Source organism: Rhodoluna lacicola (assembly GCF_000699505.1).
Taxonomy (GTDB): Bacteria; Actinomycetota; Actinomycetes; order Actinomycetales; family Microbacteriaceae; genus Rhodoluna; species Rhodoluna lacicola.
Genome location: NZ_CP007490.1, coordinates 1,009,815 through 1,025,187, shown reverse-complemented (window position 1 = coordinate 1,025,187; position 15,373 = coordinate 1,009,815). Strand labels below are relative to the sequence as shown.

Below are 15,373 nucleotides of genomic sequence, written 5' to 3'. Positions count from 1 at the left end.
CGACGGGGTAAAAAGTCTTCCGACTTGTCCTCGCGTAAAACGCTTGAGTTGACAGAAAGAGAAGAGAAATCATGAACACAGCAGCAAAGCTAGTTGGCACCACACGCACCAAGTTTGGTAAGGGTGCATCACGCCAGGCACGTGCAGCAGGTCAGACCCCAGCCGTAATTTACGGACACGGATCAGAGCCTCGCCACATCACCGTCCCTGCTCACGAAGTGGCACTTATTCTTCGTCACAAGAATGCAGTTATCGACCTAACCATCGACGGCAAAGAAGAGTCTGTTCTTGTCAAGAGCGCAACCAAGGATGCAGTGACTCAGATCATCGAGCACATTGACCTAGTTGAGCTTGTCAAGGGCGAGCGCGTGCACGTTGAAGTTCCTGTTCACCTTGTTGGTGAATCAATGTCTGGAACCATCGTGGACATCGAGCACAAGACCGTGAAGCTAGAAGTAGCGGCAACTAGCATTCCTGAGTTTGTTGAAATCTTTGTAACCAAGGACAACGGCGCTGGCCACCACATCGTTGCAGGGGACATCAAGCTTCCTGCAGGTGCAAAGCTTGAATTTGCCGACAACGAGCTAATTGCATCGGTTGTTCTAACTCAGGCGGGTCACGCTGACGCAACCCCTGCCGAGGCTGCAGCAGAGGCTGCAAAGGCCTAATCTGTCATCTTCAGCATTCTTAGTAGTCGGGCTCGGTAACCCCGGGCCCGACTATTCTGCTAACCGGCACAATGTTGGCCAGATGGCCTTATCGGTTTTAGCCGACCGTCACAACGCAACTTTTAAGAGTCACAAATCAAACGCGGCAGTCGCAGAGGCACGCCTAGGTTACGGCGGCGCAAAACTAATCTTGGCTAAGCCTGGTTCGTATATGAACACCAGTGGCGGGCCGGTTTCGTCCTTGCTCAAGTTCTACGATCTTCCACTTTCAAACTTGATTGTCTTGCATGATGAATTAGATATCGATGCCGAAACTATTCGAATTAAGCAGGGCGGTGGTCACGCTGGCCACAACGGGCTGCGCGACATAATTTCTGCCTGCGGCTCAAATGATTTCACCAGAGTTCGCATTGGTATCGGACGCCCACCGGGTCGCATGGATACCGCAGACTTTGTTCTGAAAGATTTCAATTCAACCGAGCGCAAGTATTTGCCGCTCACTCTGGAGTTGGCCGCCGATGCGGTTGAAGAAATTGTGCGTTCTGGAGTGTTAGAGGCTCAGAACAAAATCAACCCAAGGGTTTAGCTTTACCCACTCGTTGCGACCGCGAGTTTCCTTATTGGTAATGGCAACTTAGACTTACCCCTGTGAGCGAAGAAAATCTCAAGGCCCTGTCGCGCCTTGCCGCGCTCGTTTCAGATGGATACCCCTTCGCAGCCCTGCAGGCCAGGGTAAGAAATCCTCGGGTCGACGTGGTCGCTCCCCAGGGTGCGCACTCCACGGTGTTGGAGGTAATTAACCAATTTCGCGGCGACGCAAAGTTAGCCCAGGTCCAACTGGTTGTGGTTGCCACCGGGCGCGAAGCAGAAGATGTGGCTGCTGCCCTAAGGTCACTTTCTCCTCAAGCAGAGATTCTTGAATTTCCATCGTGGGAGACCCTGCCGCACGAACGTCTGAGCCCCAGTCCTGAAACTGTGGGCAAGCGCCTAAGGGTATTGCACCGACTAAACGAAATTTCGACTCTAGTTCAGAACAAAAAACTTGATCACTCGGTGTTCGTCTTGGCCTCTGTTCGTGCGGTTTTGCAGCCGGTTGTCGCTGGGTTGGCTAATCACCCGCCGCTAAAACTTGAACGCGGCAAGGACTACCTGCTTTTTGAAATGTCGCTCAAGTTGGTTGAGCTGGCCTACCAGCGCGTCGACATGGTGACTCGCCGTGGCGAGTTTGCGGTGCGTGGAGGGATCCTAGACATCTTCCCAACCACGGCCGAGCACGCAATGCGACTTGAGTTTTTTGGCGATGAGTTAGATGACATCAGAGTCTTCAGCGTGGCGGATCAGCGAACAATAACTGGCGAAGAGGCTGGTTCAAAAATCGACGCGATCGAAATTTATCCGGCCAGAGAAATTATCATCACTCCAAACGTAGCCAGTCGCGCGCGCGAAATGATGCACGAATTTCCAAACATCTCAACCATGTTGGCCAAGATTTCCGAGGGCATTCCGGTAGACGGCATGGAATCTCTGGCTCCCGTTTTGGTAGATGCCATGGTTCCCTTCACCGATTACCTTCCTGAGGGTGCGGTTGCCGTATTGCTTTCTCCTGAAAAATCTGCGGCTCGTGCGGCCAACCTGGTTGAGACGAACGAGGAGTTTTTGCACGCTGCCTGGGATGCTGCAGTTGAGGGAGCACAGGCGCCACTTGATTTGAGCGACGGCGGATTTATTGACCTGTCGCAGTTCAAAGACGGCCTCGCCGGTCGCGCACTAATAACCGTTTCGCAATTCGGCGCCGATGATGATTCCTTGGTTGATTTAAAACTTTATGAAATTCCAAATTTCAAGGGCCTCGACACCACTTCAATTGAATGGCTTGAAGATCAGGCTAAGCAAGGGCAGCAGGTGATTGTTGTTGCAGAGGGTCACGGCACCGTCGAGCGCCTAAACGAGCAGCTGAACGCGGCTGGTATCAATGCTCAGGTAGCACAGGGAAACTTGAGAAAGGGATTCACCGCGCCTGATAGCAAAGTAATTGTCATCACTGAATCCGAGTTTTACGGCAAGTCATCGGTGTATGTAAGCCCTCAGGTGCGCAAGCTGGCCAGTAAGCGTGGGCAGGCCGTTGATCCGCTGAGCTTGAAGCAGGGTGATTACGTCGTACACGAGACCCACGGCATTGGTCGTTTTGTTGAATTGGTTGAGCGCACCAGTGGGGTTGGTCGTCAGCAACACCAGCGCGAATATTTGCTGATTGAATACGCGCCATCAAAACGCGGCTATCCGGGCGACACGCTATTTGTTCCCACGGATCAACTGGATTTGCTAACCCGATACGTTGGCGGCGAAGCGCCTGTGCTGTCAAAGATGGGCGGCAGCGACTGGGCCAAGGTCAAGGGCAATGCTCGTAAGGCAATCCGCAAGATCGCAATTGACCTGGTCAAGTTGTATTCGGCTCGCATGAAATCGCGCGGCCACGCCTTTGGTCCAGACACACCTTGGCAACATGAACTTGAAGAAGCATTCGCCTTCGCCGAAACTCCAGACCAGTTGACCACCATCGACGAAGTGAAGCGCGACATGGAAAAAGAAATTCCAATGGATCGCTTGCTGGCGGGCGATGTGGGATACGGCAAGACTGAGGTAGCCGTGCGCGCGGCATTCAAAGCAATTCAAGACGGCAAGCAGGTGGCCATGCTCGTGCCAACCACGCTTTTGGTTCGCCAGCACACCGATACCTTTGAGGCCCGCTACGCCGGATTCCCTGTGGTGGTTCGTTCGCTGTCTCGTTTCCAGAGTGCCAAGGAAGTCAAAGAAACTCTGGAGGGCTTAGAAAACGGCAGCGTTGATTTGGTGATTGGAACACATCGCTTGCTTTCAAAAAACGTTAAGTTCCGCCAGCTTGGTTTGGTGATTATTGATGAGGAGCAGCGCTTTGGTGTTGAGCACAAAGAGAAGCTTAAAGAACTAAAAACCAACGTTGACATTCTGTCTATGTCGGCAACACCAATTCCGAGAACGCTAGAGATGGCAATCACCGGAATACGAGAGATGTCAACCTTGGCCACGCCACCAGAGGAGCGTCATCCAATACTCACCTACATTGGCGGCTACAGCGAAAAGCAGGTTGCCGCGGCTATTCGTCGTGAACTGATTCGCGAGGGTCAGGTGTTTTTCGTGCACAACCGGGTAAGCACAATTGGCCTAGTTGCGAATCAACTTGCTGAACTTGTGCCGGAGGCACGCATCGCGGTTGCACACGGGCAAATGTCTGAGGGGGCTCTTGAGCAAGTGGTGGTTGATTTTTGGGAGCGCAAGTTTGATGTGCTCATCTCAACCACAATTATCGAAACCGGAATCGATATTCCAAACGCCAACACCTTGATTGTTGACCGTGCCGAAAATTTTGGCCTGAGCCAGTTGCACCAGATTCGTGGGCGAGTGGGGCGCAGTCGCGAACGCGCATACGCCTACTTCTTCTATGACCCAAGCAAGCCGCTGACTGAGACGGCACACGATCGCCTTGCCACAATCGCACAAAATAATGAACTTGGTGCCGGCATGCAGGTGGCGCTGAAAGATCTAGAAATTCGCGGTGCCGGAAATTTGCTCGGCGGCGAACAGTCCGGTCACATAGCCGGCGTTGGGTTTGATCTGTATCTGCGCATGATTGGCGAAGCGGTTGCTGAGTTCAAGGGCGAAAAACAGGAGTCGCCTGCGGAGCTCAAACTGGAACTTCCAGTTGATGCGCACATCCCGTCAACCTACGTTGATAGTGAGCGGCTTCGCCTTGAGGCCTATCACAAGTTGTCTGCCGCAAGTGGAGAGCGTGGAACCCGTGCGCAACTTGATGCAATTCTTGCCGAGTTAGAAGACCGATACGGTGCTGCACCCGAGCCGGTAAAGAATTTGATTGCCGTGACCGAACTTCGCCAGCAGGCAAATCGTCTTGGCCTCAAAGACTTCAATGTGCTTGGCCTGCAGGCAAAGCTTCAACCGGTTGAACTCACTGAGTCCGAGCAGGTGCGCATCGCCAGCCTTTACCCAGGTACCAAGTATTTGCAGACCGCGCAAACACTGCTGATCAACGCACCACGTGACGAAAATTTTGAACCGCTGCGCGACACAGCCATCATCCAATGGGCTTGGGCCTTATTGGCTAAGGTTTTTTCAAACACCGAAAGTAGTGCAAATGACCAAGCTTGATGAACTAATTGCCGTTGCGGCAAAACTCCGCGGCCCAGGTGGCTGCCCTTGGGATGCCGAACAAACCCACCAGTCGCTGGTCAAGTACCTGATTGAAGAGGTTTACGAATTAGTAGATGCCATCGAGTCTGGTAATCGCGACGAAGTCCTTGAAGAGCTGGGTGATGTTTTGTATCACGTGGTCTTCCACAGTGACCTTGCCGAACACGGTTCGCTGGGAGAAAAATTTGATATTCAAGATGTAGCCGAACTGTCCATCAAGAAAATGGTTGGCCGTCACCCGCACGTATTTGGCAACGAAGAAGAACTAGAGAAGTACAAGGCTGAGACCGGTGACGACGTGATGGTCAACTGGGACGACCACAAGAAGCGTGAAAAGCCAGAACGTTCATCGGTGTTGGATGGAATTCCAAAGCACCTGCCGGCTTTGGCGCTGGCTGACAAGGTAATCGGCAAGGCAGAGAAACTGAATTTGCTTGATGCCAACGCCCCGGGCCCGTTCAGCGTGACCAGTGAGGCAGAACTTGGTGCAATCTTGCTTGCCATGGTTTCGTCAGCTCGCGCTGCTGGAATCGATGCCGAGGGTGCACTGCGCGGAGCGGTTCGCGAACTTGAAGTTGAGATTCGTGAATTTGAACTCGATGATGCCAACGACGCAGGTGTGATCGCGCTTCCGGCCGAATAGTCTGCCTGACGCTAAACTTGGGCCATGGCTAAAGACGTGCACCCACCCCGTGGCATGCGCGATTTTCTACCCGCAGAAAAACTAAAGCGCGACTTCGTGCTCAGCAAAATTAGGTCAACCTACGTGGCACATGGCTTTCAAGAAATTGAAACTCCTGCGTTAGAGGATCTTGAGCGTTTGACCTCTGGCCAGGGTGGCGACAACGAAAAACTTGCTTTCCGCGTTATGAAGCGCGGCGAAGAACTTGAACGTTCTTTGGCAGCCAACACCGATGGCGACAACTTGGCCGACCTAGGTTTGCGCTATGACCTAACCGTTCCTTTGACTCGCTACTACGCAACCAACCGCTCAAAGTTGCCAAAGGTTTTCAAGGCAATTCAAACCGGTCCGGTTTGGAGAGCCGAGCGTCCGCAGAAGGGTCGCTACCGCCAATTCGTTCAGTGTGACATTGACATCATTGGTGATGCTTCACCCCTTGCCGAAATAGATCTTTTGGTTTCATCTCTTGAAGCATTGGAAGCCATCCAACTCACTGATGCAACTATTCGCGTGAACCACCGTGTGTTGCTAGCCAAGCTGCTGGACGGTCTTGGAATTCCGGAGGATGGAAAACCGGCCGCGATGATCATCATCGACAAGCTCGACAAAATTTTTGCCGAGGGAGTGGTGAAGGAGCTTGGCGAGAAGTTTGGAGCCAAAGTAGCCGAAACCGCAACCGGTTGGCTTGCATCGCTGCAGTCGGTAATTGCAACTCCGGCCGAGTTGCAAGATATTTTCACCGCGATTGAATCACGCTTCGGCAAGGGCCGTTTGCGTTTTGATCCAACTCTGGTCCGCGGCATGGGCTACTACACCGGAACTATTTTTGAAATCGAACACCCTGAGTCCGGTTCGTCAATCGGTGGCGGCGGTCGCTACGACGGAATGATCGGGCGCTGGACCGGCGAAGAGGTTCCTGCGGTTGGAATTTCCATTGGCTTTGAGAGGGCAGTTGACCTTGTGCCTAACACCTTGGCCGATGCTCAGCCGAAGCGCCTAGTGCTAGTGCTCGATGACACCAGCGCCGGGACTATCGGTGTTGCTTTGGCTCGGCAAAAAGACCTGTTTGAACGGGGCTACAGTGTGCGCCTAGAGCAGCGCCCAAAGAAGCTGAACCTGCTGCTGGATAGCCTTGCCGAGCAGGGATTTACCCACTTTGCAGCCGTTGGCGCCAACTCGAACAGCTTCGAGAGCCTCGACATCAAGCCAATCGCCTAAACTAGGACCTATTACAACGACGTTTTTTCGCGTCGTTTTGGCGCGTTTTTTAGAGCCCAAATAAGGAGACACCTTGTCAATCATTGAAGCAATCGGCGCCAGAGAGATTCTTGACTCACGCGGAAACCCAACCATCGAGGTTGAGGTCTTGCTAGAAGACGACAGCTTTGGTCGTGCAGCAGTTCCATCGGGTGCATCAACCGGTGCATTCGAAGCACACGAGAGCCGCGATGGCGACAAGTCACGCTACCTAGGTAAGGGTGTGCAGAACGCGGTTAAGGCCGTTGTTGAAACCGTAGACGAAGCGCTTGTTGGTTTTGACGCGCTAGACCAGCGCCTAGTTGATGCAGCACTTATTTCACTTGATGGCACCGCCACCAAAGAGAAGTTGGGCGCCAACGCAATTCTTGGCGTTTCACTGGCCAACGCCCGTGCCGCTGCAGAAGCTACCGGCCAGCCGCTTTACCGATACCTTGGCGGGCCAAACGCCTACACACTTCCAGTACCTCTGATGAACATCATCAACGGTGGTGCACACGCTGACACCGGCGTTGACATCCAGGAATTCATGATCGTGCCACTTGGTGCCGAGTCATTCAGCGAAGCAATCCGATGGGGCGTTGAGGTTTACCACGCACTTAAGAGCCTGCTGCACAGCAAGGGCCTATCAACCGGTCTTGGTGACGAGGGTGGTTTTGCGCCGGAACTTCCAACTAACGCGGCCGCGCTGGAACTTATCGCTGAGGCGATTGCCAAGGCTGGTTACAAGCTAGGCACCGATATCGCACTGGCACTTGATGTTGCAGCCACTGAGTTCTACTCAGAAGAAACCAAGAAGTACACCTTCGAGGGCCAGGAGCGCACCGGAGACGAAATGATTGCGTACTACGCAGATCTAGTTTCTCGCTTCCCACTTGTCTCAATCGAAGACCCGCTTTCAGAAGACGACTGGGCTTCATGGACCAAGATGACTGCCGAGCTTGGCTCAAAAGTTCAGCTTGTTGGTGACGACCTTTACGTGACTAACCCAACTCGTTTGCAGAAGGGTATCGACGAGGCCGCCGGCAACGCGATTCTTGTGAAGGTGAACCAGATCGGAACCTTGACTGAGACCCTAGACGCAGTTTCTCTTGCACAGCGCCACGGAATGAAGGCAATCATCTCTCACCGCTCTGGCGAGACAGAAGACACCTTCATCGCCGACCTAGCCGTTGCTACCAACGCGGGCCAGATCAAGACCGGTGCACCTGCTCGTTCCGAGCGTGTTGCAAAGTACAACCAATTGCTACGCATTGAAGAAGAACTTAGCGATGCAGCGTTCTACGCTGGTCGTTCAGCGTTCCCTCGCTTCAAGGCGTAATACTTAAAGCATGAGAACACCCCGCAAAGTTGCGCCTTCGCAATCAAAGGCCGCTTTGCGGGTTTCTCGTTTAAATCTCTCCAGCCTTGCGTTGCTTGCCATGATTGTGCTTGGCGTGGTCACACTGGCTCCAAGAGTTCAAACTTGGTTCATGCAGCGCCAAGCAATATTTGAGGCGCAGGCCGCGCTTGAAGAGGCAAAAAAAGAAGTAGCCGAAATGCAAGTTGAGCGAAAGCGTTGGGAAGACCCGGCGTACATTCGCGCTCAGGCCCGTGACCGGCTTTACTACGTTATGCCGGGTGAGGTTTCCTATTTGGTGATGGATGCCAACGGGGTCAATACTTCTGACACTTCAGGAACTGTTGGTGCCAAGATGCTGGCCGAAAAAAACAATGCCAAAATTTCTAGCAACATTTACCAGACCAAAAACAACTGGGTCGATGCGGTGCTCGAAACTGTTATTCGCGCGGGAATTGAGCAGCCGGTGGATTCAAAAACAGAATCAACCGATCAAACTAAAAAGGATTCACAATAATGCCGCTGACGCCTGCAACCGATGAAGATATCGCAGAGGTTTCTAGGCAGCTTGGCCGCGAGGCGCGCGATATCGTGGCGATTGCCGCGCGCTGCATCTGTGGAAAACCAACCGTGGTTCACACCGCGCCAAGGCTTGCCGACGGCACCCCGTTTCCAACCACCTATTACCTGACCCACCGCGGTGCCACCAGCGCAGTCTCAACACTCGAAGCCAGCGGTATGATGGCCGAATTGCAACAGCGTCTGGCCGATGAACCAGAATTGGCCGCTGCCTATCAAGCAGCGCACGAGGCTTTCATAGCTGATCGCGACAAGACAGCGCATGAACTGGGCTTAGAAGTTCCAGAGATTGCCGGCATCTCTGCAGGTGGAATGCCAACCAGGGTCAAGTGTCTGCATGCACTCATCGGTCACGCGCTTGCCGCGGGACCGGGTGTTAATCCAATCGGTGATATTGCTCTCGAGGCCTGCAGCTGGAGTCCAAATAAGTGCGCCTGCGAAAGTTACTAGCTGCCTCACTGACTTTGGTCAGTGTTTTTGTTTTTACCCAGCCAGTCTCGGCTGACGCGATCCGCGATCGTGAATATTGGATCAAGGACTACGGATTCAACAACGCGTGGAAAATCACCAAGGGGGCGGGCGTGCGCGTTGCCGTGATTGATACCGGAATCGATGCAACCCACCCAGACCTAGTTGGCGCGGTCGCGGGCGGAACAGATGTCTCGGGCCTTGGCAATCAAAACGGCACTCAACCCATCGGTGACATCAGCTACCACGGAACCATGGTGGCAAGCCTGCTGGCAGGTAGGGGACACGGCTCAGCGTCAAGTTCAAACTTCAGTAACGGGGTAATTGGCACGGCACCCCAAGCAGAACTCCTCAGTGTCTCAATGGCTTTTGGTGAAGCAAATTTGAACACCGATGACCAAGTCGCCAAGGGAATTCGCTGGGCCGTGGATAACGGTGCTCAGGTAATTAATCTCTCGCTCACCAGAAACAGCTCTGATTGGCCGCAATCTTGGGATGAAGCTTTCCTATATGCCTTTGAACATGATGTGGTGGTGGTCGCGGCCGCCGGCAACCGGGCAAGTGGAACGGACCAGGTTGGGGCACCGGCAACCATCCCCGGAGTTTTGGTAGTGGCCGGTGTCGATAGAAATGCCAAGGCAAGCAACCAGGCTTCAACCAACGGGCTCACCATAGCCGTTTCGGCACCGGCAACCGATTTGGTGAGTGCCTACCCCGGGGCCGACTACAAAATTTGGAGTGGCACCAGCGGAGCCGCGCCAATTGTTTCCGGTCTGGTTGCTTTGGTCAGGTCCCAGTTTCCAAACCTCGATGCAAGTAACGTCATCAATCGCATAATTCAGACCGCCACCCCGCAGACCGCAGAGGACTTCTCGCCGGTTTATGGCTTTGGGCTGATTGATCCGGTGAAGGCCTTGACCGCTGAAGTCCGGCCGGTTCAGGAGAACCCGCTTGGTTCGCTGGCGGACTGGATCAGGCTCTACCGCAAGAGTGACGCGGGTGCCGATTCAGCCACCAACACCGATGATCCCTCAGAAATCGGTCAGATTTCTGCTCCGATTACCCAGAGTCAGGTAAAGGATTCTGAGGGCTTTGATACCACCCAGATCGTGCCCATCGGTGTTTATGTGATTTTTGGAATATTGGTAGTTCGCTCGGTAGCCCGTGCACTGCGCAGGCGCAAATAAGGCGGTGCTTGGGCCTAAAATGGAACAATGTCTGCAATCAACTCTGGTGCCAACGCGCCCAAAATTCTTATCGTCGGTGGCGGTTACGCCGGTTTCTACACAGCCTTCAAGCTAGAGAAGCACCTGAAGCAAGGAGAGGCCGAGGTCACCCTCGTTGATCCACTTCCTTACTTGACCTACCAGCCGTTCCTACCTGAGGTGGTTGCTGGCTCAATCGAGGCACGTCACGTAGTTACCTCTCACCGTCGTCACCTGCGTAAAACAAGCATCGTCTCAGGCAAGGTCACCAACGTTGATCACAAGACCAAGACTGCAACCATTGAGGTCGCCGGCCTTGCTCCTTACAAGATGCAGTATGACCAGATTGTGGTTACTGCCGGAGCGGTTTCACGCACCTTCCCAATTCCAGGTGTTGCCGACCACGCAATTGGTTTGAAAACAATTGAGGAAGCAGTTGAAATTCGCAACCGCATCATGACCAACCTAGACAAGGCGGCAAACTTGCCTGCTGGTGCAGCACGCGATCGTCTTTTGACCTTTGTTGTTGTTGGTGGTGGTTTTGCCGGAATTGAAACTTTTGCTGAAATGCGTTCGCTGGTCAGCTACCTGTTGCGTTACTACCCAACCATTTCATTTGCCGACACCCACTTCCACCTGATTGAAGCCATGGGTCGCATCATGCCTGAAGTTGCGCAAGACACCAGCGAGTGGGTAATTGCAAACCTTGACAAGCGCGGCGCAAAGATTCACCTAAACACTCAGTTGCAGTCCGCTGAAAACGGCAAGATTGAACTTTCTACCGGAGAGAGCTTCGAGTCAGACGTAATCGTCTGGACCGCAGGTGTTATGGCGCACCCATTCGTGCGCAACACCGATCTACCGCTAGACGAGCGCGGCCGCATTACGGCAAAGGCAACTCTTCAGGTTGTTGAAGGCGAGAAGGTAATCGTTGACGCTTGGACCGCCGGAGACGTTTCCGCAGTGCCTGATCTTTCAGGTGGTGGCGTTGGTGGCTTCTGTGTGCCAAATGCGCAGCACGCGGTTCGCCAGGCTAAGTTGCTAGCGAAAAACATTGTCGCCACACTTCGCAATCAGACCATCGAAGAGTACCTACACAAGAACCTTGGTGCTGTGGCCGGTCTTGGTATTGGTGTTGGTGTTTACCAGTACAAGAAGCTTGCAATCAAGGGTGTAATCGCATGGTTCATGCACCGTGGTTACCACGGCCTTGCGATGCCTATGTGGGAGCGCAAGATTCGCGTGGTTTCTGGCTGGGTCTGGAACTTCTTGCTGCGTCGTGACATCGTTGCTATTTCTGCAACCAAGGAACCTCGATTAGCTTTCGCGACCTTCGCGTCACGTCCAAAGGCTTAATCGCAAAACTTGGAAAAGGCGCCTAGGTAACTGGGCGCCTTTTCTTTGTGCCAAGCCCCTGTATTCCAATGGCAGAGAAGGGCGACTTAAAATCGCTACAGTGTGGGTTCGAGTCCCACCAGGGGCACAAATAAAAAACCTCCCGAATGGGAGGTTTTTTATTTGTGCCGGGGTTCGTTGAATGACTTGAGTCCCACAGCAAACTCCCAGCCATCGGGGCTTAACATTTACCCATGGACATAACTCTCATCGTCGTAATCGGCGCAGTCGTACTTATCGGTATCTTCCTTTGGGCAACCTACAACGGCCTCGTCACATTGAACGTTCGTGTAGATGAAGCCTGGAGTGACATCACCGTGCAACTCAAGCGCCGTGCGGATCTGATTCCAAACCTGATCGAGACCGTAAAGGGATACGCAAGCCACGAAAAAGAAGTCTTTGACAACGTCACGAAGGCGCGCGCGGCAACCGTATCGCCGCAGGTGCTTGAGCACCCGGGCCAAGCTGCCGCTGCCGAAGATTCATTTGGCGCTGCGATGAAAAGCCTTTTTGCGGTAGCCGAGGCTTACCCTCAGCTTCAGGCAAACCAAAACTTTCTTAGCCTTCAGCAGGAACTCTCAGATACAGAGGACAAGATTATGGCGGCCCGTCGTTTCTATAACGGTGGCGTTCGTGAACTGAACACAAAAATCAAACAGTTCCCGCAGACTTTGTTCGTTCGTAGCCTTGGCTTCAAAGAGCGCGAATTCTTTGAGGTAAGCGACCCGGCTGCAATCGCCGACGCGCCAAACGTAAAGTTCTAAATTCCTCTATCGGCACAAATTTCTAGGGGCACATGTATTCAGCTATAGCTGCGAACAAGCGCAACACTTTCTTTATCGTGTTTGGCTTCGTTGCCTTGCTTGGCGGCCTTGCCTACTGGTGGGGTCAGGCAAGTGGTGATGGCTCAAGCGCATTCATGATTATTGGTTTCGTTATTGCCTATGCCTTGTTTCAGTATTTCGTTGCAAGCTCTTTGGCAATCGCTATGAGTGGGGCAGTGCCAATCACAAAAGCCGATAACCCTCGTCTGTGGCGCATCGTCGAAAACCTTGCAATCACAGAGGGTATGCCAATGCCAAAGGTCTACATCATCACCGATGAAGCCCCAAATGCATTCGCAACTGGTCGAGACCCCAAGCACGCGGTGGTAGCCGCAACCACCGGTTTGTTGGCAATCATGGATGACAAAGAGCTCGAGGGCGTGATGGCCCACGAGTTAGGTCACGTCAAAAATTACGACATCCGGGTATCCACGATTGTCTTTGGTTTAGTCAGTGCAGTTGGAATCTTGGCTGACTTTGCTATTCGCATGGCGTTTTTCTCTGGTGGAGGCCGTCGCGATTCAAATGACAATGGCCTAGGCGTGGCACTAATCCTGATTGGCGTGGTTGCCTCAATCATCGCTTGGCTGATTGGCCCAATTGTTGCCGCTGCAGTTTCCCGTCAGCGCGAATACCTTGCCGATGCCACCGGTGCGCACACAACCAGGTACCCAGAGGGTTTGGCAAGTGCACTGCAGAAGTTGGGGCAGTACGGCCGTCCGTTGCGACGCGCTAGCTCATCAATGGCCCACATGTACATCAACGATCCGGTAAAGCCGGGCCTAACCGAACGCCTTTTCTCTACCCACCCACCGATTCCAGAGCGAATCGCCAGGTTGCGTGCAATCGGCAGCAAGTTTTAGTCAACTCAGGTTCTAATTGGGGCAGCACTTAGCAAACTAGACTTACTAGAAGCCCAGATTTTTAGTGAGGTCCCAATGTCAACCAAAGTTACCCAGCCGACTCTTGCCGAGTTTGAGCTCGCTCACGAGAACGTGATGAAGGTTGCCATCAAGACCCCAATTTTGAAGAGCAATTTTCTAAGCAAGTTCACCGGGACAGAGGTTTTCCTGAAGTGTGAAAACCTGCAGCGAACCGGGGCCTACAAACTTCGCGGTGCCTACAACCGCATGAGCAAACTCTCCGCTGCCGAGCGAAAAAAAGGTGTTGTTGCTGCCAGTGCGGGTAATCACGCTCAGGGCGTTGCCCTGGCGGCTCGCAAGCTAGGTATCAAGGCAACAATTTTCATGCCAATCGGAGCATCGCTGCCCAAGCTTCAGGCCACCGAAAACTACGGTGCTGAAGTGGTACTTACCGGAGCCGTATTCGGCGAGACGCTCAAGGCGGCGCAGGAGTACTCGGCTAAAAAAGGCGCAATCTTTATTCCGCCGTTTGACCACCTTGATGTGATTGCCGGACAAGGCACAGTTGGCCTAGAAATCATGGAAGAGCTAGCCGACGTCGATAACATCATCGTGGCTATCGGTGGTGGTGGATTGGCCGCTGGTGTTGCAACCTCGGCCAAGCTGAAGGCGGCCGCTCGCGGACGCAAAATCAAAATCATTGGCGTTCAGGCCAAGAATGCTTCGCCCTACGTTCAATCGCTCAAACTTGGTCGCCCAATTGAGCAGCAAATCACTAGAACAATTGCCGACGGTATTGCCGTCAGCAAGCCGGGTGCGATTCCTTTTCAACTGATCAAGAAAAACATTGACAAAGTTGTCACCGTAAGCGACGACGAAATTGCAAAGGCGATAGTTGTTTTGCTTGAGCGTTCAAAGATGGTCGTTGAACCAGCCGGAGCAGTTGGTGTCGCCGCAATAATGTCAGGCGCTGTGAAACTAAAGGGCAAAACAGTTGTGATTCTCTCTGGTGGAAACATCGACCCGTTGCTGTTGCAAAAGGTGGTTGGTCACGGACTAGCCGCAGCAGAGCGCTACACGTCTATTTCGGTGATGCTTCCGGATCGTCCGGGTATGTTGGTGAAGACTGCCGAGGCGATTGCTTCTGCGCATGGAAACGTGGTTGAAGTACTGCACACGCGTCACGGCAAGGGACTTGAAATTTCTGAGGTAGAGCTAAAGATGTCTGTCGAAACCACGGGTCACGACCACCGCCAGCGAGTGCTGAAGGCTCTGCAGGATGCCGGCCTCAAAGCTCGAATTGACGAAGAATAAAGAAATTTAAAATCCCCCGGATTAAATCCGGGGGATTTTCTTTAACCTAAGAAGTTTTTCACTTCCAAAATTTTGATTTCGCGCTCTTTACCGTTTGGCGCAAAGAATGAAACGGTGTCACCCACCTTGGCGCCCATGATTGCGGTTCCAATCGGGGAGTCCGGGCTGTAAACCTCAATGTCGCTACCTTCGGCGATTTCTGCGCTGCCGAGCAGAAACTCCATCTCGCTGCCATTCATGGTCAGTTTGATTACAGTGCCTTGCTCAACCACGCCATTTGACTCGCGGGCTTCGCCAACCACCGCGTTGGCCAAAATGTTTTCGAGTCTGGCCGCGCGAGCTTCGATTTTGCCCTGCTCTTCTTTAGCCGCATGGTAGCCGCCGTTTTCCTTGAGATCGCCCTCTTCGCGAGCCTCTTGAATCTTCTTGGCAATATCTTGGCGGGCAACAGTCAATAGGTACTCCAGCTCGCTTGCGAGTCGGTCGTAGGCCTCTTGGGTGAGCCAGGTAGCTTCTGGGGTTTCAGACATAATC

Annotated in this window: 14 protein-coding genes and 1 tRNA gene; 14 read left to right on the top strand and 1 reads right to left on the bottom strand. The window is 53.2% G+C overall.

The window, feature by feature from the left end; all coding sequences use genetic code 11:
* Positions 1 to 71 precede the first annotated feature (71 nt).
* From RHOLA_RS05035 to ilvA, 14 genes are all read left to right on the top strand, one after another.
* Positions 72 to 668, top strand: coding sequence for a 50S ribosomal protein L25/general stress protein Ctc (locus tag RHOLA_RS05035; protein ID WP_038502839.1), 597 nt, complete (start codon positions 72 to 74; stop codon positions 666 to 668).
* Position 669: 1 nt separating this feature from the next.
* Positions 670 to 1,254: an aminoacyl-tRNA hydrolase gene (pth, locus tag RHOLA_RS05030; protein WP_084321421.1), complete on the top strand. Its 585-nt coding sequence runs from the start codon at positions 670 to 672 to the stop codon at positions 1,252 to 1,254.
* A 197-nt stretch (positions 1,255 to 1,451) separates the two neighbouring features.
* Entirely contained in the window at positions 1,452 to 4,871 is a 3,420-nt protein-coding gene (gene mfd / locus RHOLA_RS05025) for a transcription-repair coupling factor (RefSeq protein WP_420834834.1), read from the top strand.
* Complete coding sequence (locus RHOLA_RS05020; RefSeq protein WP_051636296.1) at positions 4,858 to 5,556, top strand: nucleoside triphosphate pyrophosphohydrolase; 699 nt, start codon at positions 4,858 to 4,860, stop codon at positions 5,554 to 5,556. Before mfd ends, RHOLA_RS05020 begins: the two co-directional genes overlap by 14 nt.
* A 24-nt stretch (positions 5,557 to 5,580) precedes the next feature.
* On the top strand, positions 5,581 to 6,813 hold the full coding sequence (gene hisS / locus RHOLA_RS05015; RefSeq protein ID WP_038502834.1) for a histidine--tRNA ligase: 1,233 nt from the start codon (positions 5,581 to 5,583) through the stop codon (positions 6,811 to 6,813).
* Between the two features lie 73 nt (positions 6,814 to 6,886).
* Positions 6,887 to 8,173: a phosphopyruvate hydratase gene (gene eno, locus RHOLA_RS05010; protein ID WP_038502831.1), complete on the top strand. Its 1,287-nt coding sequence runs from the start codon at positions 6,887 to 6,889 to the stop codon at positions 8,171 to 8,173.
* A gap of 10 nt (positions 8,174 to 8,183) precedes the next feature.
* Positions 8,184 to 8,708 (top strand): FtsB family cell division protein, encoded by a 525-nt coding sequence (locus RHOLA_RS07110; protein WP_051636295.1) that lies wholly within the window; start codon positions 8,184 to 8,186, stop codon positions 8,706 to 8,708.
* Positions 8,708 to 9,220 carry a DUF501 domain-containing protein gene (locus tag RHOLA_RS05000; RefSeq protein WP_038502829.1) on the top strand — a complete coding sequence of 171 codons (513 nt, stop codon included), beginning with the start codon at positions 8,708 to 8,710 and terminating at the stop codon, positions 9,218 to 9,220. Before RHOLA_RS07110 ends, RHOLA_RS05000 begins: the two co-directional genes overlap by 1 nt.
* The gene (locus RHOLA_RS04995; RefSeq protein WP_051636294.1) at positions 9,199 to 10,425 is read left to right on the top strand and encodes a S8 family serine peptidase; all 1,227 of its coding nucleotides are present in this window, start codon (positions 9,199 to 9,201) and stop codon (positions 10,423 to 10,425) included. Before RHOLA_RS05000 ends, RHOLA_RS04995 begins: the two co-directional genes overlap by 22 nt.
* Before the next feature lie 27 nt (positions 10,426 to 10,452).
* A complete protein-coding gene (locus RHOLA_RS04990) occupies positions 10,453 to 11,799 on the top strand; it encodes an NAD(P)/FAD-dependent oxidoreductase (protein WP_038502827.1) in 1,347 nt (448 codons plus the stop codon).
* Positions 11,800 to 11,853: 54 nt separating this feature from the next.
* Positions 11,854 to 11,926, top strand: a tRNA-Leu gene (locus tag RHOLA_RS04985).
* Between the two features lie 106 nt (positions 11,927 to 12,032).
* Entirely contained in the window at positions 12,033 to 12,602 is a 570-nt protein-coding gene (locus tag RHOLA_RS04980) for a LemA family protein (RefSeq protein ID WP_038502825.1), read from the top strand.
* Positions 12,603 to 12,634: 32 nt separating this feature from the next.
* Entirely contained in the window at positions 12,635 to 13,525 is an 891-nt protein-coding gene (locus tag RHOLA_RS04975; RefSeq protein WP_038502823.1) for a M48 family metalloprotease, read from the top strand.
* A 75-nt stretch (positions 13,526 to 13,600) separates the two neighbouring features.
* Positions 13,601 to 14,839: a threonine ammonia-lyase gene (gene ilvA / locus RHOLA_RS04970; RefSeq protein ID WP_038502820.1), complete on the top strand. Its 1,239-nt coding sequence runs from the start codon at positions 13,601 to 13,603 to the stop codon at positions 14,837 to 14,839.
* A gap of 41 nt (positions 14,840 to 14,880) precedes the next feature.
* On the opposite strand, the gene greA is transcribed toward ilvA, so the two are convergent.
* Positions 14,881 to 15,369 (bottom strand): transcription elongation factor GreA, encoded by a 489-nt coding sequence (gene greA / locus RHOLA_RS04965; protein WP_038502818.1) that lies wholly within the window; start codon positions 15,367 to 15,369, stop codon positions 14,881 to 14,883.
* Positions 15,370 to 15,373: the final 4 nt, after the last annotated feature.